General features: G+C 73.4%; 19 protein-coding genes and 2 pseudogenes. 8 read left to right on the forward strand and 13 right to left on the reverse strand.

Going from position 1 to position 19348, the window contains the following annotated elements:
- Positions 1–44: 44 nt before the first annotated feature.
- Positions 45–806: pseudogene (locus ACWEN3_RS20080) on the reverse strand (NAD-binding protein); the annotation flags it as partial.
- Positions 807–960: 154 nt separating this feature from the next.
- Here ACWEN3_RS20080 and ACWEN3_RS20085 point away from each other — a divergent pair.
- Positions 961–1983 (forward strand): permease, encoded by a 1023-nt coding sequence (locus tag ACWEN3_RS20085; RefSeq protein WP_452972561.1) that lies wholly within the window; start codon positions 961–963, stop codon positions 1981–1983.
- Positions 1980–2699, forward strand: a complete 720-nt coding sequence (locus tag ACWEN3_RS20090; RefSeq protein ID WP_452972564.1) for a TIGR03943 family putative permease subunit — start codon at positions 1980–1982, stop codon at positions 2697–2699. Before ACWEN3_RS20085 ends, ACWEN3_RS20090 begins: the two co-directional genes overlap by 4 nt.
- 12 nt (positions 2700–2711) lie before the next feature.
- Here ACWEN3_RS20090 and ACWEN3_RS20095 read toward each other — a convergent pair whose 3' ends face one another.
- The 4 genes from ACWEN3_RS20095 to ACWEN3_RS20110 form a co-directional block, all read right to left on the reverse strand.
- A complete protein-coding gene (locus ACWEN3_RS20095) occupies positions 2712–4757 on the reverse strand; it encodes an NAD(+) synthase (protein ID WP_452972567.1) in 2046 nt (681 codons plus the stop codon).
- A gap of 163 nt (positions 4758–4920) precedes the next feature.
- Positions 4921–5856: an aromatase/cyclase gene (locus ACWEN3_RS20100; RefSeq protein ID WP_452972570.1), complete on the reverse strand. Its 936-nt coding sequence runs from the start codon at positions 5854–5856 to the stop codon at positions 4921–4923.
- Between the two features lie 27 nt (positions 5857–5883).
- Positions 5884–6681: a 3-oxoacyl-ACP reductase FabG gene (gene fabG / locus ACWEN3_RS20105; RefSeq protein ID WP_452972573.1), complete on the reverse strand. Its 798-nt coding sequence runs from the start codon at positions 6679–6681 to the stop codon at positions 5884–5886.
- Between the two features lie 33 nt (positions 6682–6714).
- The gene (locus ACWEN3_RS20110) at positions 6715–6987 is read right to left on the reverse strand and encodes an acyl carrier protein (protein ID WP_452972576.1); all 273 of its coding nucleotides are present in this window, start codon (positions 6985–6987) and stop codon (positions 6715–6717) included.
- A gap of 288 nt (positions 6988–7275) precedes the next feature.
- On the opposite strand from ACWEN3_RS20110, the gene ACWEN3_RS20115 reads away from it, so the two are divergent.
- A complete protein-coding gene (locus ACWEN3_RS20115) occupies positions 7276–7908 on the forward strand; it encodes an NADH oxidase (RefSeq protein WP_452972579.1) in 633 nt (210 codons plus the stop codon).
- A 9-nt stretch (positions 7909–7917) separates the two neighbouring features.
- On the opposite strand, the gene ACWEN3_RS20120 is transcribed toward ACWEN3_RS20115, so the two are convergent.
- The 6 genes from ACWEN3_RS20120 to ACWEN3_RS20145 form a co-directional block, all read right to left on the reverse strand.
- Positions 7918–8526, reverse strand: a complete 609-nt coding sequence (locus tag ACWEN3_RS20120) for a response regulator (protein ID WP_452972581.1) — start codon at positions 8524–8526, stop codon at positions 7918–7920.
- Between the two features lie 116 nt (positions 8527–8642).
- Entirely contained in the window at positions 8643–9782 is a 1140-nt protein-coding gene (locus ACWEN3_RS20125) for a sensor histidine kinase (RefSeq protein ID WP_452972583.1), read from the reverse strand.
- 233 nt (positions 9783–10015) lie between these two features.
- Complete coding sequence (locus ACWEN3_RS20130; protein WP_452972586.1) at positions 10016–12340, reverse strand: TOMM precursor leader peptide-binding protein; 2325 nt, start codon at positions 12338–12340, stop codon at positions 10016–10018.
- Positions 12337–12567, reverse strand: coding sequence for a hypothetical protein (locus tag ACWEN3_RS20135; RefSeq protein ID WP_452972589.1), 231 nt, complete (start codon positions 12565–12567; stop codon positions 12337–12339). Before ACWEN3_RS20135 ends, ACWEN3_RS20130 begins: the two co-directional genes overlap by 4 nt.
- Positions 12568–12875: 308 nt before the next feature.
- The gene (locus ACWEN3_RS20140) at positions 12876–13199 is read right to left on the reverse strand and encodes a hypothetical protein (RefSeq protein WP_452972592.1); all 324 of its coding nucleotides are present in this window, start codon (positions 13197–13199) and stop codon (positions 12876–12878) included.
- Positions 13200–13365: 166 nt separating this feature from the next.
- Positions 13366–13947 (reverse strand): histidine phosphatase family protein, encoded by a 582-nt coding sequence (locus tag ACWEN3_RS20145; RefSeq protein ID WP_452972594.1) that lies wholly within the window; start codon positions 13945–13947, stop codon positions 13366–13368.
- A 302-nt stretch (positions 13948–14249) separates the two neighbouring features.
- On the opposite strand from ACWEN3_RS20145, the gene ACWEN3_RS20150 reads away from it, so the two are divergent.
- The 3 genes and pseudogenes from ACWEN3_RS20150 to ACWEN3_RS20160 all read left to right on the forward strand — a co-directional run.
- On the forward strand, positions 14250–14738 hold the full coding sequence (locus tag ACWEN3_RS20150; RefSeq protein ID WP_452972597.1) for an ATP-binding protein: 489 nt from the start codon (positions 14250–14252) through the stop codon (positions 14736–14738).
- Positions 14739–14927: 189 nt separating this feature from the next.
- Complete coding sequence (locus tag ACWEN3_RS20155) at positions 14928–15890, forward strand: NAD(P)H-dependent flavin oxidoreductase (protein ID WP_452972600.1); 963 nt, start codon at positions 14928–14930, stop codon at positions 15888–15890.
- A 48-nt stretch (positions 15891–15938) separates the two neighbouring features.
- Positions 15939–16016: pseudogene (locus tag ACWEN3_RS20160) on the forward strand (DUF4234 domain-containing protein); the annotation flags it as partial.
- Positions 16017–16069: 53 nt separating this feature from the next.
- Here ACWEN3_RS20160 and ACWEN3_RS20165 read toward each other — a convergent pair.
- Both ACWEN3_RS20165 and ACWEN3_RS20170 read right to left on the reverse strand, forming a co-directional pair.
- Entirely contained in the window at positions 16070–17443 is a 1374-nt protein-coding gene (locus ACWEN3_RS20165) for an ATP-binding protein (RefSeq protein WP_452972603.1), read from the reverse strand.
- Positions 17440–18111 (reverse strand): response regulator transcription factor, encoded by a 672-nt coding sequence (locus ACWEN3_RS20170; protein WP_452972606.1) that lies wholly within the window; start codon positions 18109–18111, stop codon positions 17440–17442. Before ACWEN3_RS20170 ends, ACWEN3_RS20165 begins: the two co-directional genes overlap by 4 nt.
- Here ACWEN3_RS20170 and ACWEN3_RS20175 point away from each other — a divergent pair.
- Positions 18110–18448, forward strand: a complete 339-nt coding sequence (locus ACWEN3_RS20175; protein ID WP_452972609.1) for a hypothetical protein — start codon at positions 18110–18112, stop codon at positions 18446–18448. The two genes, ACWEN3_RS20170 and ACWEN3_RS20175, sit on opposite strands and share 2 nt — an antisense overlap.
- Complete coding sequence (locus ACWEN3_RS20180) at positions 18445–19299, forward strand: phosphatase PAP2 family protein (protein ID WP_452972612.1); 855 nt, start codon at positions 18445–18447, stop codon at positions 19297–19299. The genes ACWEN3_RS20175 and ACWEN3_RS20180 overlap by 4 nt, the downstream gene beginning before the upstream one ends.
- Positions 19300–19348: the final 49 nt, after the last annotated feature.

Genomic DNA, 19348 nt, shown 5'->3' on the forward strand with positions numbered 1-19348 from the left:
CCGGCAGGCGCTGACCACCGCACTGCTCGAACTGATCACCGACGACCCCGCCCGCCGGCCCGCCGCACCTCCTCGTCGTCCGGCAGCAGCCGCGGCTCCTGCTCCCCGTTGCCGTCCGGGCCGCCCGGATCGCCGCCCGACAGCAGGGCCAGGGTGTACAGCCCGGAACCGGTGGGCTGCCCGTCGCCGGGCAGCGGGCGTTCCACGGCGCGCAGCAGCAGCCCCTCGGTCTGCACGACCTTGCTGGTGCCGGCGACGGCGGTCGCGGCCAGGGCGGGCGCGGCGGTGTCCGCGTCGGACAGCACGGTGGTCGACGCCTCGGCGCCCCCCTCGTCGTCCCCGTACGCCAACGCGGCCGCCTGGTCGAGGAGTTCCTCGATGTGCTGGCCCAGCCGACGGTTGTAGAGCCGCAGGACGAGCCGCAGCCGGGGGTTGAGGCGGCGGGCGGTGAGCGCGGCGCGGATGTTGGTCTCGTCGTCGTCATGGACGAGGGCGAGCGCGGCGGCCCGTGCCACCCCGGCCTCGGCGAGCACGGCCTCGGTGAGTTCGACGGCCTCCAGCACCCGGTCGCCGGTGCCGTTGCCCGTCGTCGCAGAGGCGGGCGCGGCCGGTGCGCCGCCCCGGCCGACCGCGGCGCTGACCACGCGGTCCAGCAGCGCCGCCGACGCGGCCCGGGCCCGCCCGACCACCGGCGGCCCGGCCGTGCGTCCGTTCGGCGGCACCACGAGGGTGACCTGCTCGCCGTAGACCCCGCGCAGCTCGGCGGCCAGCCGGTGCGCCAGCCCGTCGTCCCCGCAGACCACCATGTGCGGGCCGCCTGGCCCCCCTTGATACGGAACGCTCGCCACGAGGGAAAAGACTGCCCCAAGGAGAGAAGTGGTTCCAGCAACGGGATGAACGTTCGCGGGACGAGCCGCGTACTGAGGGGGAGGCAGCTCACCAGCCGGAGGTAACCCGCCCGTGGCCATCATCGAGGACGCCCCGCCCGGCGCCGACGCATCGGCCCCGGCACGCCCTTCGGATGACCAGGAGGGCCGGCGGCTCAGCTCCCCGCTGGTGCTGACCCTGGCGCTGGTGCTGGCGGTGCTCGCCCAGTCCCCGATCCGCGGCGCCCTCGGCAGCCCGCTGATGCAGAGCTGGATGACGGTGTTCGTGGCGGTGACCGTGCAGGCGCTGCCGTTCCTGGTCCTCGGCGTGCTGCTCTCGGCGGCGATCGCGGTGTTCGTGCCTCCGTCCTTCTTCGCCCGCGCCCTCCCGCGCCACCCGGCGCTCGCGGTCCCCGTCGCGGGTGTCGCGGGCGCGGTGCTGCCGGGCTGCGAGTGCGCGTCGGTGCCGGTGGCGGGCGCCCTGGTCCGCCGGGGCGTGACCCCGGCCGCCGCCCTCGCCTTCCTGCTCTCCGCGCCCGCGATCAACCCGATCGTGCTCACCGCCACCGCCGTGGCCTTCCCGCGGAACCCGGAGATGGTGCTGGGCCGGTTCCTGGCGAGCCTGCTGGTGGCGTGCGCGATGGGCTGGCTGTGGCAGCGCCTGGGCCGCACGGACTGGATGCGCCCGCCGGCCCACGGCGCGCACGAGGGCGCGACCAAGGGGGAGGCGTTCTGGAACTCGGTCCGGCACGACACCATGCACGCCGGGGGCTTCCTGGTGCTGGGTGCGATGGCCGCGGCCACGCTGAAGGCGGCGACCCCGGCGGTATGGCTGCGCACGGCCGCGGGCAACCCGCTGGTCTCCGTGATCGCCCTCGCCGTCCTGGCGGTGCTGCTCTCCATCTGCTCGGAGGCGGACGCGTTCGTCGCGGCCTCCCTCACCCAGTTCTCGCTGACGGCCAAGCTGGTGTTCCTGGTGGTGGGACCGATGATCGACCTCAAGCTCTTCGCGATGCAGGCCGGCACCTTCGGCCGTGGCTTCGCGCTCCGCTTCGCCCCCGCCACCTTCGTGCTCGCCGTCACGGGCGCGGTCGTCACCGGGACGGTGCTGCTGTGAACCGCCAGGCCCAGGCCGCCGTCATGTTCCTGCTCGGCGCCGCCCTGCTGCACGCGGGCAGCACCGGCCTGTATCTGCGCTACGTCAAGGCGGGGCTGCAGCCGCTGCTGCTGGCCTCGGGCGCGGTGCTGATCGCGGCGGCGCTGGCGACGGCCTGGTACGAACGCCGGCGCGGCCGCCGCCCGGAGCGCCCGGAGGGGCACTCCCACCCCGAACCCCGCATCTCCTGGCTGCTGTTGCTGCCTTTGCTCGCCCTCATCCTGATCGCCCCGCCGGCCCTCGGCTCCTACAGCGCCCTGCGCGCCGGCACGGCCCTGCAGAAGCCGTACGCCCTCGGCCCGCTGCCGGCCGGCGACCCGGTGCCGCTGTCCGTCGTCGACTACGCCTCCCGCGCGGCCTACGGGAACGGCCGCTCCCTGCACGGCAGGCCGGTGCGGGTCACCGGCTTCCTCGCCCTGGACCACTCGGGCGCGCCCTATCTGGTCCGCATGGCCCTCAACTGCTGTGCCGCGGACGCCCAGCCGGTCAAGATCGCCCTGACCGGCCAGCTGCCGCCGGTCCTGCGCCCGGACGCCTGGCTGGAGGTCACCGGCACCTACGCCCCGCGGCTCACCCACGACCCCGTCAACAACGGCCCGGTCCCGTATCTGAAGGTCACGTCGGCGACACCGGTCCCGGTGCCGCACGACCCGTACGACGAGACATGGAACAACTGACGGGGCCCGGCACTAGCGCTCGGCCGCCGGCAGGTCGAAGCGGTCGAGGTCGGCGAGCCAGACGCGCGCGTTGCCGTCGGAGGGCGCCCGCCAGTCGCCGCGCGGCGAGAGGGAGCCGCCCGCCGAGACCTTCGGCCCGTTCGGCATGGCCGAGCGCTTGAACTGGGCGAACGCGAAGAAGCGGCGGCAGAAGACCTCCAGCCAGTGCCGGATCTCCGGCAGGTCGTACGCCACCCGCTCGGCCTCGGGGAAGCCGGGCGGCCAGGCGCCCGCGTCCGCGTCGTGCCAGGCGTGCCAGGCCAGGAAGGCGGTCTTGGAGGGCCGGAAGCCGTAGCGCAGCACGTGGAAGAGGGTGAAGTCGTGCAGCGCGTACGGGCCGATCTTGGACTCGGTGGACTGCATCTCCTCGCCCGGCACCAGCTCGGGGCTGATCTCGGTGTCGAGGATCGCGGCCAGGATCTCGCCGGTCTCCTCGTCGAACTGGCCGCTACTGATGACCCAGCGGATCAGGTGCTGGATCAGCGTCTTGGGCACCCCGGAGTTGACGTTGTAGTGGCTCATCTGGTCGCCGACGCCATACGTGGACCAGCCGAGCGCCAGCTCGGAGAGGTCGCCGGTGCCGAGCACGATGCCGCCGCGCTGGTTGGCCAGCCGGAACAGGTAGTCGGTGCGCAGGCCGGCCTGGACGTTCTCGAAGGTGACGTCGTACACCGGCTCGCCGGAGGCGAAGGGGTGGCCCATCTCCTTCAGCATCAGCCGCGCGGTCGGCGTGATGTCCAGCTCGGCGGCGGTGACGCCGAGCGCGCGCATCAGCCGGTGGGCGTTGTCCTTGGTGTGGTCGCTGGTGGCGAAGCCGGGCAGGGTGAAGGCGAGGATGTCGCCGCGCGGGCGGCCCGCCCGGTCCATCGCCCGGGCGGCGACGATCAGCGCGTGCGTGGAGTCCAGGCCGCCGGAGACCCCGATGACCACCTTGGGACCGCCGATCGCGGCGAGCCGCTGCTGGAGCCCCGCGACCTGGATGTTGTACGCCTCGTAGCAGTCCAGGGCGAGGCGGTCGGGGTCGGCGGGCACGAACGGGAAGCGCTCGACGCGGCGCCGGAGCCCCAGGTCGGCGGTCGGCGGGTCGAGCCGGAACGCCACCGTCCGGAAGTCCGCGGTGCGGGTGGCGTGGGTGCGCCGGTTGTCGTCGAAGGTGCCCATCCGCTGCCGCTCCTGCCGCAGCAGGTCGAGGTCGACGTCGGCCACCGCGAACTGGTCGCCGAGCGGGAAGCGGTCGGACTCGGCGAGCAGTGCCCCGTTCTCGTAGATCATCGTCTGGCCGTCCCAGGACAGGTCGGTGGTCGACTCGCCGAGGCCGGCCGCCGCGTAGACGTAGGCGGCGAGGCAGCGCGAGGACGCCGACCGGCACAGCAGCCTGCGGTCCTCGGCCCGGCCGACGGTGATAGGGCTGCCGGAGAGGTTGGCGAGGACGGTCGCGCCGGCCAGGGACGCCTCGGCGCTCGGCGGCACCGGCACCCACATGTCCTCGCAGATCTCCGCGTGCAGCACCAGGCCGGGGACGTCGTCCGCCGCGAACAGCAGGTCCACGCCGAACGGCACGGGCTCGCCGCCGACCAGGATCGTCCCGCCGCGCTCGTCGTCGCCCGAGGCGATCTGCCGGCGCTCGTAGAACTCGCGGTAGTTCGGCGGGTACGACTTGGGCGCCACCCCGAGGATCCGGCCGCGGTGGACGACGACCGCGCAGTTGTAGACCCGGTTGCGGTGGCGCAGCGGGGCGCCGACGACCAGCACCGGCAGCAGGTCCGCCGACCCGGTCACGACCTCCTGGAGGGCCGTCTCGACCGCGTCGAGCAGCGGGTCCTGGAGCAGCAGGTCCTCGATGGAGTAGCCGCACAGCGCCATCTCGGGGAAGACGGCGACGGCGACCCCCTCGTCGGCGCACCCGCGTGCCTGGCGCAGAACCGCTTCGGCGTTGGCGTGCGGGTCGGCGATGACGGTGTGGCCCGTGCACGCGGCGACGCGTGCGAAGCCATGCTGATAGATCGACCAGAAGTTCAACGGGACTTCCCTCACGACGCCACGGACCCCACAAACGAAACGAATGTCCTACAGGGGAAGCCTAGATCTTCTCCTGCGGCGGCAGGCCCTGCAGCCCGGCGTGGGCGCGGTGCGCCACGGCGGCCCGCGCCCCCTGACGGGGTGCGGGCCGGCGGCGGGGCGGTCAGCGGTGGTTCTCCGCGTACGCCTTGGCGTGACCGAGGGTGGCCAGGCTGTTGGTGCTGAGCGCGCTGTGCACATAGGCCCGGGCGTCGGCGACGGTGGCGTCCGGGCCGAGGATCCGCTCGATGTTCGCCGTGTTGAGGGTGACGGTGTGCTGCGAGGTGGCGGCCGTCCCCTCGGGCGTCTCGGTGAACGTCCAGACGCCCGTGTGCAGGGTCATCAGCGCGGGCAGGGTGACCTGCTTGTAGGCGATCCGGTGGTGCGGGAAGGTCACCCGGTACGACTTGGTGGTGTGCGTCGAGCCGTCCTTGGCGCGGGTGTCCATCTCCAGCGTCTGCAGGCCCGGGGTGTCCTCGGTGAGCCGGACGGTCGCCACGTGCGGCAGCCGCTCGGCCCACAGGTGGGCCTCGTCGACGAAGTCGTAGACGTCCTTGGCGGAGCCTTCGACGAGCACGGTGTCCTCGAAGGAGAAGGTCAGGTCCTCGGCCGCGTAGGCCTGTTCGACGTTCTCCTTCAGGGCCGCGAGTTCGCTGCGGGAGTTGCGGTCGACGGCCTCGTCGATCCACGCCAGCCCCGCCGGGTCGTCGTCGACCGCCCGGTAGTCGTGCAGCAGCCGGACCCGGGAGCGGTCGGGGGAGAGCGTCTCGATGATCCAGGTGCCGCTCATGGCGGCGACCGGCGGGGTGGACACCTCCTGGCGGAAGGTGATGCGCCGTGCCCCGGGGTCCAGGGTGCGGTGCGAGGTCCAGTTCTTGGCCTCGCCGTTGGCGGTGGCCCAGATCCGGATGCGTTCCTCGCGCTCGCCGCGTTCGACGTGGTCGACGTGGATGGTGGGCGGGAAGATCCGCGGCCAGTTCGCCACCTCGGCGAGCAGCCGGTAGACCACGTCGGCGGGCGCCGAGACCGTGATCTCGTGGGCCACTTCACGGACGGTCATGGTCGGTTCTCCAGTCACGAGTGGGGGTCAGAAGTTGCCGAGGCCGCCGCAGACGTTGAGGGCCTGCGCGGTGATGGAGGCGGCGGTGTCGGAGGCGAGGTAGCCGACCAGTCCGGCCACCTCCTCGGGGGTGGAGTAGCGCCCGAGCGGGATCTTGGCCTGGAACTTCTCCAGGATCGCGTCCTCGGAGGTGTCGTACGCGGCCGCGTAGCCCTGGCGCACCCGCTGGGCCATCGGGGTCTCGACATAGCCGGGGCAGACCGCGTTGACGGTGATGCCGGTGGGGGCCAGTTCGTTGCCGAGCGCCTTGGTGAAGCCGACCACGCCGTGCTTGGAGGCGGAGTAGGGGGCGCCGAGCACCACGCCCTGCTTGCCTGCGGTGGACGCGATGTTGATGACGCGCCCCCAGTCCTTGCCGCGCAGCCCGCCGGTGTTCAGCACTGCCCGGGTCATCCGGAAGACGCTGGTGAGGTTGGTGTCGATGACGTCCTGCCACAGGTCGTCGGAGAGGTCGGCGGTGACCCCGCCGCCGGACCGGCCCGCGTTGTTGACCAGGACGTCGACGGTCCCGAACCGCTCGACGGCCGCCCGGACGAAGTCCGTCACACTGTCCTCGGAGCGCACGTCGAGCGTGCCGCCGTCCACCTCCAGGCCCTCGTCCTGGAGCGACTTGACCGTCGCCGCCACGTTCCCGGCGTCGCGCGCTCCGATGAAGACGCGGTGGCCCTGCGTCGCGAGCAGCCGGGCCGCCGCGAGTCCGATGCCGCTCGTCGCGCCCGTGACCACCGCGACCCGCCGGCCGGCCCTCGTCGTCTGCTGTGTCATGCGTGCCTCCCTGCGGAAAGGTCCGTTGCGTTCTCAGGCCGCCATGGCCTGGTCGGTCAGGTGCCGGTTCACGGCCTCGACGAGCAGCCGCGGGGTGACCGCGTCGGCGAGCGTGTCGTCGGCGAGCGCGGTGCCGTACTCGCGCTCGATGCGGCTGCAGGTCTCCAGCAGCGCGAGCGACTCGTAGCCCAGCGCCAGGAACTCGGTGTCGAGGAAGTCGCCGTCGGCGGCGAGGTCCTCCTCGGTGCCCGCGGCGGCGTGCAGGATCCGCTTGAGGTCTTCCTCGGTGAAGCGGAGTTCGGACATGTGAGCCCCTCCTCGGGGAACGGTTGGGAACGGTGTCCGCACAGTGCGGCGCGGGCGCCCGGACGCCGACCATTGGGCCAGAGAGCCCTCAAGGAGAACTCGATTCCGCGACCGGCCAGGGGCGCGTCCGGCGGCGGCACCCGTGATTTCGTCACGTCGTCCGTGTGAGCCGTTCGCTGCATGCGAGAGCGCCGGCAGCCCCATACTCGGGGAAGCGCGTGAACGGGCCGGCGGGACAGAACCGCACCGCCCCGCTCCGGCGCGGCGCTCCGAGGAGGTCCGTTGACCGTGAACCCGCCACGCACGGAGGCCATCGCCCTGCGCCTGCACCATCTGTGGTCCCTGCGCGAGGACGTGGTGGTGGAGTGGGAGGAGGACGGCCGGACGCTGGCGCTCAGCGGGCCGCCCGGCACCGAGCGGGTCGAGGACCCGGCGCCCGCGGTCGCCGAGGCGCTGCGCCGCATGGAGCTCGGTCCCGTGCTGCTCGCCAATCTGGTGCCCCGGCCGGACGCGCAGGACAGGCCGCCGGACACCTACGCCGTGCTGCTGCCGGTGCTGCGCCGGCTCTCCCACATGGTGATCAGGACGCTCGGCCTGGAGGACCTCAAGGGTCCGGTGCTGTCGGTGGTGCCGGAGCGCCGCAACGCCGGCTTCTCACTGGTGCGGCTGGCCCCGCAGCGTCCGGTGCATCTGCGGCCGGGAGTGACGATCGCCGTGCACGGGGCCTCGTTCACGGTGGAGTGCCGGGCGCTGGAGCACCGGGTGGTGATCCACCGGCCGGAGGCGATGTGGGTGGTCTCGCTCCTCGGCTGGCCCGTCACCCCGGACGCGATGGTCGAGGCGCTGCCGCTGCCCGCCGAGCTGACCCTGTCGATCCTCGACTACCTGACCGGGGCGGGGGTCGCGGTCACCGTGGGGTGACCGCGCCCCTCACAGCAGCCAGCACGCGTCGCGGGCGATGCGGATGGCGTCGACCCGGTTGCGGGCGTTGAGCTTGGTCACGGCGGTGGTCAGGTAGTTGCGCACGGTGCCCGTCGACAGATGCAACTGGTCGGCGATCTCCTGCGGTTCGGTGCCCCGCGCGGCCAGTTGCAGCACCTCGGTCTCCCGCGTGGTGAGCGGGCTCTCGCTGCCGCCCCAGGCGGCGAGCGCCAGTTGCGGGTCGACCACCCGCTGCCCGGCGGCGACCCGGCGGACGGCCTGGGCGAGGTCCCCGGGCGGGGCGTCCTTGAGCAGGAAGCCCGAGACGTGCGCGGACATCGCCCGGCGCAGGGTGCCGGGCCGGCCCAGGCTGGTGAGGATCAGTGTGCGGCAGTCCGGGAGGCGTTCGTGCAGGAGCGCGGCCGCGCTGAGTCCGTCCAGGCCGGGCAGATCGATGTCGATGATGGCCACATCCGGCCGGTGCTCGCGCGCCGCGCTCAGGATCTCGTCCCCGCGCTCCAGCTCGACGACCACGTTCAGGTCGTCCTCCAGGCCCAGCAGGGCGACCAGCGCGCCGCGGACCATGTGCATGTCCTCGGCCAGCAGGATCCGTATCATGTCCGTTCCCCCGTCACCAGCGCGCAATCCTGTCGGACTCCGTGTCCGGATCCTACCCAAGGGCCCCCGGGGCGGCTGCTGCCCGGAGCCGGAAAACCGGAAGCGCGTTCTGTTCTTCAACGTGCGCTTTCCGCCGGGCTGAACGGCTCCTCACCGTCGTCCCCGGCGGCTCCCCGGGCCGGCGCCTCGGCGACCAGCCGGAAGAAGACCTCGTCGCCGTCCCCGGCGGAGCGGTTCTCCACGGTCAGCGAGCCCCCGAGGGCCTCCAGCCGGCTCTGCAGGTTGCCCAGTCCCGAGCCGCTGTGCGGGGAGGGCTCCGCGGTCCCGGTGACCAGGCCGTCGTTGACCATCGTGAGCCGGACCACGCCGCCCGTGACCCGCGCGGAGATCCGGCAGTACGAGGCCTTGGTGTGCCGGAGCAGGTTGGTGACGCCCTCGCGCACCACGGTGGCGAAGACGGTGGAGGTCTGGACGCCCAACGAGCCGACCGAGTCGTCCAGTTCGACCTCGACCGACACCTCGGCCGCGGCCAGCACCGACTCGGCGGAGGCGACCTCCGCGGTGAGGGACATCTCGCGGTACCCGCTGGCCACCCGGCGCACGTCCGCGAGCGCCTGACGGGAGATCAGCAGCACCTCGTCGACCTCCTCGCGGGCCCGCACCGGGTGGGCCGGGATGAGGCGGTGGATCAGCTCGTTCTTGAGGGTGATCGCGGAGAGGCTGTACCCGAGGAGGTCGTGCAGGTCCCGGGAGAAGCGCAGCTGCTCCTTGGTGACGGCCAGCCGCGCCAGGTCGGTGCGGGCCCGGTGCAGCTGGGCGACCAGGCTCTCCATGCGGGTCAGGCCGTAGACGACGAGACCGGTCAGGGCGGTCGTCTGGCACATGTACGCCAGGTCGATGACGCCGCGGCCGTCGTGGATCCCGGGTGCGAGCAGGCTGAGCGTGGTGATCCCGTACAGAGTCCAGCCCCATCTGGGCGGCAGCAGGAGCAGCAGGGAGCCCGCGAAGAAGCCCGCCATGGCGCCCCAGGCCAGGCCGTACCAGAGCAGTGGCAGGTACGACAACACGCCCTGGGCGGTGAGCGTGAGCACCTTGCGGCGCACCGGGGCGGCGCCCGCGTCCGGAGCCGAGTGCACGAGCTGCAGCAGGAAGACCAGCACCAGCGAGCTCAGCCCGACGACCACGCGGTGCGGATCGGGGTGCTCGGAAAGGAGGTTGAGGATGGTGATGCCCAGATAGCACAGCAGTGCGGCCACCAGGATGCCTCGGGCGGTTCTGGTGGCCGCGCCTGCCCTGTCCCGCGGCGGGCGGGAACGCGATGCGGACGTGCTCCGGTCAGTCGTGTTCATCCCCCTGCACGAGCCTCTTCTCGTGTCGTGACTGTGCGTTGCGTGATGTACGTCCGCCGGTCATTTTAGACCTGCCGCGGCCGGACGACGGTGAGAAGAGTGTGGGTAACGGCCGCCCGCCGCGGTCTCGTTGTGCTCTGCTACACGAAGAGGGGGATCGGGTTCAGATCCTCGTAACGTGCCGGCTCCGGGCGCCGGCCGAGCGCGACCGGGACGTCGAAGAGCCTGCCGGGCGCGTACCGGGCCCAGAAGTGCCTGAGGCCGGGCACGATCACCTTGACCACCGGCAGTCCCACGTCCGGCCGGGTCTGGTCCAGGACGAGCAGCTCCATGCCCTTGCCGCGGACGAGTTCGGTCACGGCCGTGACGTCGTCGAGCAGGTCGGCGCGGACGACGTAGGGCCAGTCGGCCGGAGTCCGGGGCGCGCGCCCCGGATCCGGTGCCAGATAGGGCTGGTTGGCCAGCGTGGCCCGCTGCCACCAGCGCACCGGAAGGGCGTCGGTGATCCCGTAGCCGCCATCCGGCCGTCCCCCGCCGACGGCCGGCAGCAGCTGCCCCATCTCGGTGAGCGCTCGGCGCAGGGCGAGCGCGGGGTCGAAGTGGGCACCGAAGCCGAAGATGACGTCCTCGGCGGGTTTGTCGGTGCGCCGGGACAACGCCACGACCGCCGGGATGCCGAGGTCGGAGGTGAGGTCCAGGGCCCAGATCTCGCGGTGCAGCCGCCGGTACCCGTCGCGCAGCCGGTCGATGTACGGCTCGGCGAACGCGTCCAGGTCGATCGCGGGCTGGACCGTGCGGTTGTACCACCACAGCGCCACCGCGTCCCGCTCCACCAGCTCGAGGAAGCCCTGCAGCAGCGCGTCCTCGGGGCTGCCGCCGGCCGCGTTGCCGTTGGAGTCGGCGTACGGTCCGTGCGAGGCCGGGGCGCCGGACGGGAAGTAGAGCATCGACGTGGGCAGCAGCCGGTGCCGCCGCTCGGTCATGGACCACACGGGGGTCCACTCCACGGGTCTGGACTCGTCGAAGGGCTCGGGCACGTGGTGGAAGGGGGAGCCGGAGCGGTTCCAGTGCTCCCGTTCCCGGAACTGCCGGTCCGCGTAGAGCTGGCAGGCGTTGGGGTGCACGGCCGCGTCACCGAGGGCGCGGTAGCTGTCGACCACGACGGGTTCGTCGCCGTGCCGGGTGCCGCTGTAGCGCTCCACCGCCTCGCACAGCGCCCCGGCCCGGGCGTCCAGATCGGTCAGGCCCTTGCCGCCGCTGAGCGAGCGCACCCCGCCCCGGGCGCCGGCCAGGGTGTGCCGGCCGATCGCGAGATTGCGCCCCGACACGTACGCGGCCGCGAAGTCCGGGGACCCGGGGGCCCGCCGTACCTCGGGGACGATGCCCGTGACCGGGCTGATCAGGTGCTCGTAGCGATCCAGCAGCTGCTGCGCGGTCAGCGCCCGGTGGCCGCCGCCGTCCGTCACCACCTTCGGCCGGGACACCGGCACGAAAGGGGCGCGGACCCGTCTCGCCACGATGGTGGGATCCCCGCAGGCGGCGCACTGGGGGCTCCGGGGCACGGCGTGGCTGCGGGTGCGCAGGGTGAGCGTGTCCAGGGTGCGCAGCGTGCCCTGTTCGGTGTGGCGTACGCCGGCCAGCCACTTGGCGGCCTCCAGGACCGTGGTCTGCACCGCGAGGGCGCGCCCGGCCGACAGGGAGGCGGCGGGCCGGCTGAGCGGGCGGTCCAGGCCGAGGGCGCGCTGCAGCGCGATCTCGTGGTCCCGGTGACGGCGCAGCCGGGAGGCGAGACAGTGCCAGCAGGGGCCCTCGCCCGGCTGGAAGAACGGCCCGATCCAGGGTTCGCAGCCGCACAGCCGGGCGAGCATCCAGGGCCGGCCCGCGGCCCGCTGGGCGGCGTCGATCCCGGCCAGCTCCGGGGCGAGGTAGTCGTCGCAGAGCACGAGCGTGAGATCCGCCGCCGAGTCGGTGAGCGTGATGCCGGACTCCGCGCCGGCCCGCAGCACCGGAGCGGTGTCGACGCCCGGGAGGGCCAGGACCCTCAGCCGGGAGCCGGCCAGCCCGGCGGCGGCCCGGGCTCCGTCCAATCCGGCCAACTCCCAGTAGGCCTCGGCCACCGGGTCGCCCGTGAGGTCCACGGGGGCGGGCCGCTGCGGCTCCGCGTCGTGGAACCGCAGCAACCCGGCCTCGGCGAGGACCCGCAGGGTGCCCTCCGTCTGGTCGGAGGTCAGCGTGGGCCGCGCCTGGGCGAGTACGTCGGCGAGCGAGCGGGTGCCGTCGAGCAGCGGGACGAGTACCTCGGCGGCGGCGCCGTGCAGGGCGGTGACGCCCCCGCGGGACACCAGGTAGGTGCCCTCGCCGGGGACGGTCGTCGCGCTCAGGTGGTGCTTGAAGCCCACGAGCGTCGAGTCGCTCCGCGGGGCGGCGGGGCCGTCCAGCGGATCGTGCCTCCCCCGAGAGGTCATATCCAGGGCCCTCCCGCGGGCTCGCCGGCCGCGGCCGCGACCGGGGGCAGCGCGCAGAAGGTGAAGGCGACGTCGGCGGACGGGGCGGCGCCGGGGCCGGGTCCTGCGCAGAAGGTGAAGGCCGGGGTCGCCGGGACGGACTCGGCGCAGTACGTGAACAGCGTGGTGGAACCGGCGTGGTCGAGACGCTCGACCACAAGGAGCGGACTGGCGTTGACGGTACCCATCGGGAGTCCTTCTCGTCGTGTCGGCTGGTGGTCCAACGACGAGAATTCTTGCGAGGGGCGGGGTGCGCAGACAGTGTCCCGTTCATCGGTGCCGGGTGAAGTATTCACGCCATCCGGAAACCGAGCCCCCGCTCCGACGAGGCACCCTAACGCATCAAAGCGGACGCCCGCGCGCCGCTTTTTCGCCAGAGGGAAGCGCGGCGCGTTCCCGCAGCGGTTCTCGCGGTACCGGCGGACTGTCTCGGCGGCCCTCGACGCGAAGGGGGCGCGTCCGTGACGGACGCGCCCCGGTATGGCCACAGTGACCGCTAGCGGACGACGACGACCACGAATCCGTTGCCGAATCGGTTGCCGAACCCGTTGTCGAAGCCGAAGCCGAAGCGGTTGCCGAAGCCGAAGCGGTTGCCGAAGTCGTTGTCGAAGCGGTGGCCGAAGCGGAACCCGTTGTCGAAACCGAACCCGTTGCCGAAGCAGCGCCAGTCGTTGCCGAAGCACTGGTCGGTGGCCATGTGGGTGTGCACGGCAGGGGTTGCCGCAGCGGCCGTGCCCGCTGTGCCGATCGCAGCGCCGCCGGCCATCAGGAGGCCGGCCGCGGACGCCGCGACGAGACGCCACGTACGTTGTGCTCGCATGATGGATCCACCCTTCCTTCCATCTTCTCGGTCGACTGCACGGGAACCGGCCGACCAGGGGCGTGCCCCCGGTCTCCCGCTCTACTTGGTTACGTCTGGGGCGGGCTTTTGGATTGCCGTAACCGTGTGGTGCCCAGACGCGCCACACCGTCAGGGGACGGCCCCGTCAGCCGTCGCCGCCCCGGCCGAGCGGTCTGCCGAGTGCCAGGTTCCAGCGGCCGGCCCGGCCGCTGAGCTCGGCCGCGTGCAGCGGCGGCACGTCGACCCGCCAGAACGCGGCCTCGGGTGCTCCCAGCGCCCGGACGGTCACGGCTCGTACGACATCCGGTTCCACGACGGCGACCGTCCGGCCGGACAGGTGCGCGGCCTCGTCCAGCCAGACCCCGATCCGCTCGCACAGCCGCCGCACCGTCTCACCGCCGTGCGGGGCGGACGCCGGGTCGGCCAGCCACCGGGCCACCGCCTCGGGCTCGGCGGCCGCCACCTCGTCGAGCCTGCGGCCGCGCCAGCGCCCCATGCCGAGGCCGGCCGGTCCCGTCTCCCCGTCGGCGTCGAGGCCGAGCGCGGCCGCCGTCTGCCGGCAGCGCTCGGTGGGGGAGACGAGCGCACGTCCGGCGCGCGGCAGCTCGCCGGCCGCCGCCCGGGCGCGCGCCGCCCCGGCCGGGTCGAGCGAGCATCCGTCGTCGAAGCGGGCCTCCCGCAGGGCCGCGTTCATGGCCGGCGAGATCAGGATCAGTCGGCTGGTCACGTGCTCGCTTCCGGGATCGACGGCCCTGTCCCCACAGGAGTGCGCGGAGAACGGCGGCCGGGCGGGCGCCGGTTCGCGGTACCGCCTCGGCGAACCGGCGACGGCCCGCGCGAGCCGGCGGCGATCCGGCACGGTCGCGCCACTGTAGGCCCGCACGGCCAGGCCCCGTCGTGACCTCGGGATCCCGGCCGTGGCATGACCCCGGGCGCGCGGGTCCGCGCGTCGGATGAGACAACTGAGTGGAGCGGGATTCCCGGGGTACCAGCGTTGATGGATCAGACGCTCAGGCAGAGGGCGATGGCATGGACGGCGCGGCCGGACCGCGGGATGCGCAGCAGACCGACTTGACCGAGGTGCTGCTGATCCATGCCTCGGCGGCCTACGAGGGCCGCCACTCGGGCGACATCCCCGACGCCCGCGAGCTGGCCCGTGGCTTCCTGACCCAGGTCCAGGCCGAGCACGGCTTCCCGGTGTCCAGCAGGGCGATGGGCGTGGTGCAGCTCGTGGTGAGCGAACTGATGACCAACGCCTGCAAGCACGCCCCGGGACCGTGTCTGCTCGACCTGGAGCTGATCGGCGGCGGCATCGAGGTCACCGTCTGGGACAGCGACACTGTGCTCCCGGTGGCCCGCGCGGCCGATCCGGGACGCGTGGGGCAGCACGGCCTGGAGATCGTGATGGCCGTGTGCCAGAGCTTCGAGGCCCAACGGGAACCCGTCGGCAAACGCATCACGGCCCGCGTGACCCTCGCGGACGACCCGAACGGGGGCGTGGCGGGCCGCCATCCTTGAGGGGCCGACCTGGCTGACCTGGCTGACCTGGCCGACTTGGCTGGCGGGGCCACCGGGGTGACGGGGCCACCAGGGTGACGGGGCCATCGGCCCCCGAGGGCCGGACACGGCACCCGCTTCCAGCCGCATGCGCGGGCCCGGCGTTCCGGGGGATGCCCCCGCCCGCCGCCCCGGGCCATGATGGCGGTCATGGCGTTGTCCACGGCCTTCACGAAGTTGTTCGGGGTGCGGCATCCGATCGCGCTGGCGCCCACGGGCGGATCCGCCGGGGGCGCCCTGACGGCGGCCGTCTCGCGCGGCGGCGGGCTCGGGCTGCTCGGCTCCGGGAACGGGGATCCGCAGTGGCTGGCCCGCGAGGTGCCCCTCGTCGAGCAGGGCACCGACAAGCCGTGGGGCACCGGCTTCCTGACCTGGCGGATCGACACCGGCGCGGTCGAGCGGGCGCTGGCGTACCGACCCAGGGCGGTGATGTTCTCCTTCGGCGACCCGAGCGCGTACACCGAACGCGTCCGCCGGGCCGGCGCGGCGGTCGTCATCCAGGTCACCGACATGGAGGAGGCCCGCCGGGCGGTGGACCTGGGCGCCGACGTCATCGTGGCGCAGGGTACCGAGAGCGGCGGCCACGGAGCCCGGCACGGGCGGTCCACCCTGCCGTTCGTGCCGCTGGTGGCGGACCTGGCGGCGCCGGTGCCGGTGCTGGCGGCGGGCGGGATCGCGGACGGCCGCGGTCTGGCGGCCGTCCTGGCCCTGGGAGCCGCGGGCGCGCTCATCGGCACCCGGTTCCAGGCCACGGCCGAAGCACTGGTCCACCCCTCGATCGCCGACGCGATCGTCGCGGGGCGCGGGGAGGACACCGAGCGCAACCGCGTACTGGACATCGCCCGCGGCTCCGGCTGGCCCGCCCGCTACACCGCCCGCACCCTGGGCCATCGCTACCTCGACCGGTGGCGGGGCCGCGAGGCGGAGCTCGCCGCGGACGCGGAGGCCCGGCGGAACTACCGGGACGACGTGACCCGTGGCGAGATCCCGCCCCTTCCGGTCTGGGCCGGCGAGGCCGTCGACCTCATCACCGACCTGCCCCCCGCGGCCACCCTCGTCACCACCCTCGCCGAACAGGCGGAGGCGTCCCTGAGCCGAGCGGGACGACACTGAATCAACCGTGAAGTCGTGGCGCCCGGCGCCGCGGGCGCCCCGGTCGCGGTGTGGCTCGGCCTGCCGCTCGCCACCCTCGGGATCTACCAGCCGGTCTGGTACTGCAAGATCCACAAGGAGCTGCAGGAGTTCGACCGCTGCCGGGTCCGGCCCCGGAACGGCGGGGACGCCCGTGCTCGTCAGCAGGGCAGGCGGAGGGTGACCGTGGCTCCCCGCGCCGCGTTGTGGGCGCGGGCGGTGCCGCCGTGTGCGGTGGCCACCGCGTGGACGAAGGCGAGTCCCAGGCCGGATCCGTCGCTGCTGCGGCTGGCGTCCGCGCGGGCGAACCGGTCGAACGCCCGCGGCAGGAACTCCGCAGGAAAACCCGGCCCTTCGTCCGTGACGACCACCCGCAGCACGTCCTCGTCGACGGTCGCCGTGAGACGGACGGCCCCGCGCCCGTGCCGCAGGGCGTTGTCGACGAGGTTGCCGATGGCCTGCCGCAGCCACCGGGCGTCGACGTCGACGACCACACCGATGGCGTCGACGGTCAGCGCCCGCCCGGCCCGCTCCGCGGTGCGCCGGTGCGGGGTGACCGCGGCGTCGAGGAGCGCGGCGAGATGCAGGGGAGCACGGGTGATGTGGCCCGTGCTGCCGAGTTCCTCCAGGTCCAGGAGGGCGTTGGAGAGATCGATCAGGCGCTGCACCTCGGCGTCCACCGAGCGCAGCGTCTCGGTGAGTTCCCCGGTGGAGCGGGGACGGTGCAGGGCGACGTCGAGTTCGGCGCGTATGAGGGTCAGCGGGGCGCGCAGCTCGTGGCTGGCGTCCGCGACGAACCGGCGCTCGCGCTCGGCGGACGCCGCCAGCCGGTCGAGCATGTGGTTGAGGGTGTGGCCGAGGCGCGTGATCTCGTCGTCGCGGTCGGCGGGCACGTCCAGGCGCAGGTCCGGGTTGCCGTCGGCCAGGGTGGCGGCGCCGCCGCGGTAGCGCTCGACGGGGCGCAGCGCGGCACGGGCGGTGCGGTAGCCGACGCAGGAAGCGGCGATCAGGGTCAGGCCGGAGGCGAAGGCCAGCTGGGCGAGGAGCTCGCGCAACGCCTCGTCGCGGTGGCCGCGCCGGACGGCGGCGACGACGATCCGCCGGTGGCCGCCGGCCAGGACCCGATGGGCCTGCAGACGCAGGGTGCCCGGGCTGATCAGCAGCAGGGAGCCGACGTCGCGCCGGACCGTGGCCCCGCGCGCGACGGAGTCCAGTTCGGCCGGGGTGAGCAGCACCTGGTGGCGCAGGGCGGCGCTGGAGTCCAGCATCCGGCCGCGCATGTCGACGACCTGCCGCAGGCTTCCGCTGGGACCGGGCGGCAGCTGGGCCCCGGCGTGCACGGCCCGGTCGAGACAGCGCTGGTAGGTGGTGAGGTCGTCGTCGAGCTGCTGGTCCAGGGCGGTCCTCACCCGCCAGTAGACGAAGCCCGCCGCGCCCGTCAGGACCAGCGACATGGTGATGGCCACGGCCAGCACGAGGCGGGTGACCACGGGCAGCCGCCCAAACCGCGGCAGCAGCCGGCCGGGCAGCGTCACGGAGCGGTCTCCAGCCGGTAGCCGCGACCCCGCAGCGTCGTGATCGACGTACGGTCGAAGGCCCGGTCGACCTTGGCGCGCACCTTGGAGACGTGCACGTCGATGGCGTTGCTGCGCAGGTCGGCCTCGCCCTCCCACACCTCCTCCAGCAGCCGCAGCCGCGACACCACGCACCCGGCGTTCTCCATCAGCACCCGCAGCACGGCGAACTCCCGACGGGACAGCTCCAGCTCGGTGTCCGCGCGCCAGGCGCGCTGCTGGTCGGGGTCGAGGACGAGGTCGCCGACCCTGAGCCGGCCGGCCGGATCGGGGCGGCGCCGGGATATCGCGCGCAACCTGGCCAGCAGCTCCTCCATGGCGAACGGCTTGACCAGGTAGTCGTCGGCCCCGGCGTCCAGACCGGCGACCCGCTCGCTGATCGCACCGCGCGCGGTGAGCAGCACCACGGGCACGTCGACGCCCTCGCCCCGCAGCGTCCGGCACACCTGCACGCCGTCCATGCCGGGCAGCATCACGTCCAGCAGCACGGCGTCCAGCCGCGGGTCGCGGGCGGCGGCGAGCCCGGAGGGCCCGTCGTAGCGGCCTTCGGCGGTGTGCCCGGACTCGGTCAGATAGCGGACGACCAGATCGGTCAGGCGGGTCTCGTCGTCGACGACCAGGCAGTGCATGGCGGTCAGGCTAACCGCCCGTCGATCACGGCCGGCCGAGGGGAAGGCTTCATGGTGTGTTCACGGCACCCTCAGCTGCCACCACGACGACCGCACCGCCGCGCTCGACCCCGGGCAGGTCCTGATCGAGACCAAGGGCGGCGCCCGGCCCGCACCCGCCGACCGGCTGCTGCTCGGCATGGGCGCCCGCCCGGTCTCGCTCAGCAAGTACATCGTCGGCCGGTCCCTGCTCACCCGGGGCCTGCCCGACAACGACACACGCCGCCTCGCCCGCACCCACTTCACCACCGGGACGAACGCCGCTCCGCTCCCCGCCGAAAGGATCCCCGCCGCATGAACGTCCTGCGCGGCATCAAATGGCCGTACGCCCTGATCGCGCTGCTCGCCGTCGCGGCCGTGGCCGTCGGAGCGCTGCGACCGCAGTTGGTCACGGCCGGCAGCTTCGCGAAGAAGAAGCCCGGCGCGACGGAAAGGGTCAAGCAGAATCCCCCACCCACCCTCTTCACCGACGCCCGGATCGCGGCGATCGGCAAGACGGCGGACGCCCAGCGCACGAAGGCCGACGCGCTCTTCGCCCAGTGGAAGAAGGCGCACGGCACCACCCGCGACGACAAGGCGTTCGCCGCCTGGGCCGCTCAGCAGGTGCCCGCCCCGCCCACGGCCGCGCAGCGCAGCGCCGAACTCCGCCAGGACCAGCAGCTCGCCAAGGCCCGCACGGCAGCCGGCAAGAAGGCGGCCGCCTGGCTGGAGCTCCACGGCAAGAAGGACGTCTGGAAGCTCTACCTGCACGACCAGCGTGAACTGGTCCCCGCCGCGCAGGGCAAGGCCGAGAAGGCGCAGCTCAAGGCGGCGCTGAAGCTGGCCAAGACGATCAGCGACCAGCTGGCCGCCAAGGACAGGCAGCCGGCCCCGTACGTCCTGGACCCCACCCTGCGCCCGGACAAGCACATCAAGCCCGGCGCCAAGGGCCCGTACTCCTACCCGTCCCGGCACGCCGCCCGCGCGGCCGCCGCGGTCACCTACCTGAGCGCCCTCTCCCCGCACCGCACCGCGGACTACGAGTGGATGCGCGCCGAGGTGCTCTACTCCCGCCTCTACATGGCCGGCCACGTGACCAGCGACCTCACCGCCGGCACCCTCCTCGGCGATCTGATCGGCGACTACGAACTCGCCACCGACGGCCACTGACCCCGTCCGCCGTCTCCGGCGCCGCCCCGCCGTACGGGTATCCCCCTAC

Source organism: Streptomyces sp. NPDC004561 (genome assembly GCF_053602155.1).

Bases quoted from the DNA above. Each gene is read 5' to 3' on its own strand.
- ACWEN3_RS20150 (WP_452972597.1), top strand. From the start codon at position 14,250: ATGGACGGCGCGGCCGGACCGCGGGATGCGCAGCAGACCGACTTGACC.
- ACWEN3_RS20140 (WP_452972592.1), bottom strand. From the start codon at position 13,199: ATGCGAGCACAACGTACGTGGCGTCTCGTCGCGGCGTCCGCGGCCGGC.
- fabG (WP_452972573.1), bottom strand. From the start codon at position 6,681: ATGACACAGCAGACGACGAGGGCCGGCCGGCGGGTCGCGGTGGTCACG.
- ACWEN3_RS20130 (WP_452972586.1), bottom strand. From the start codon at position 12,340: ATGACCTCTCGGGGGAGGCACGATCCGCTGGACGGCCCCGCCGCCCCG.
- ACWEN3_RS20135 (WP_452972589.1), bottom strand. From the start codon at position 12,567: ATGGGTACCGTCAACGCCAGTCCGCTCCTTGTGGTCGAGCGTCTCGAC.
- ACWEN3_RS20120 (WP_452972581.1), bottom strand. From the start codon at position 8,526: ATGATACGGATCCTGCTGGCCGAGGACATGCACATGGTCCGCGGCGCG.
- ACWEN3_RS20110 (WP_452972576.1), bottom strand. From the start codon at position 6,987: ATGTCCGAACTCCGCTTCACCGAGGAAGACCTCAAGCGGATCCTGCAC.
- ACWEN3_RS20155 (WP_452972600.1), top strand. From the start codon at position 14,928: ATGGCGTTGTCCACGGCCTTCACGAAGTTGTTCGGGGTGCGGCATCCG.
- ACWEN3_RS20170 (WP_452972606.1), bottom strand. From the start codon at position 18,111: ATGCACTGCCTGGTCGTCGACGACGAGACCCGCCTGACCGATCTGGTC.
- ACWEN3_RS20175 (WP_452972609.1), top strand. From the start codon at position 18,110: ATGGCGGTCAGGCTAACCGCCCGTCGATCACGGCCGGCCGAGGGGAAG.
- ACWEN3_RS20100 (WP_452972570.1), bottom strand. From the start codon at position 5,856: ATGACCGTCCGTGAAGTGGCCCACGAGATCACGGTCTCGGCGCCCGCC.
- ACWEN3_RS20180 (WP_452972612.1), top strand. From the start codon at position 18,445: ATGAACGTCCTGCGCGGCATCAAATGGCCGTACGCCCTGATCGCGCTG.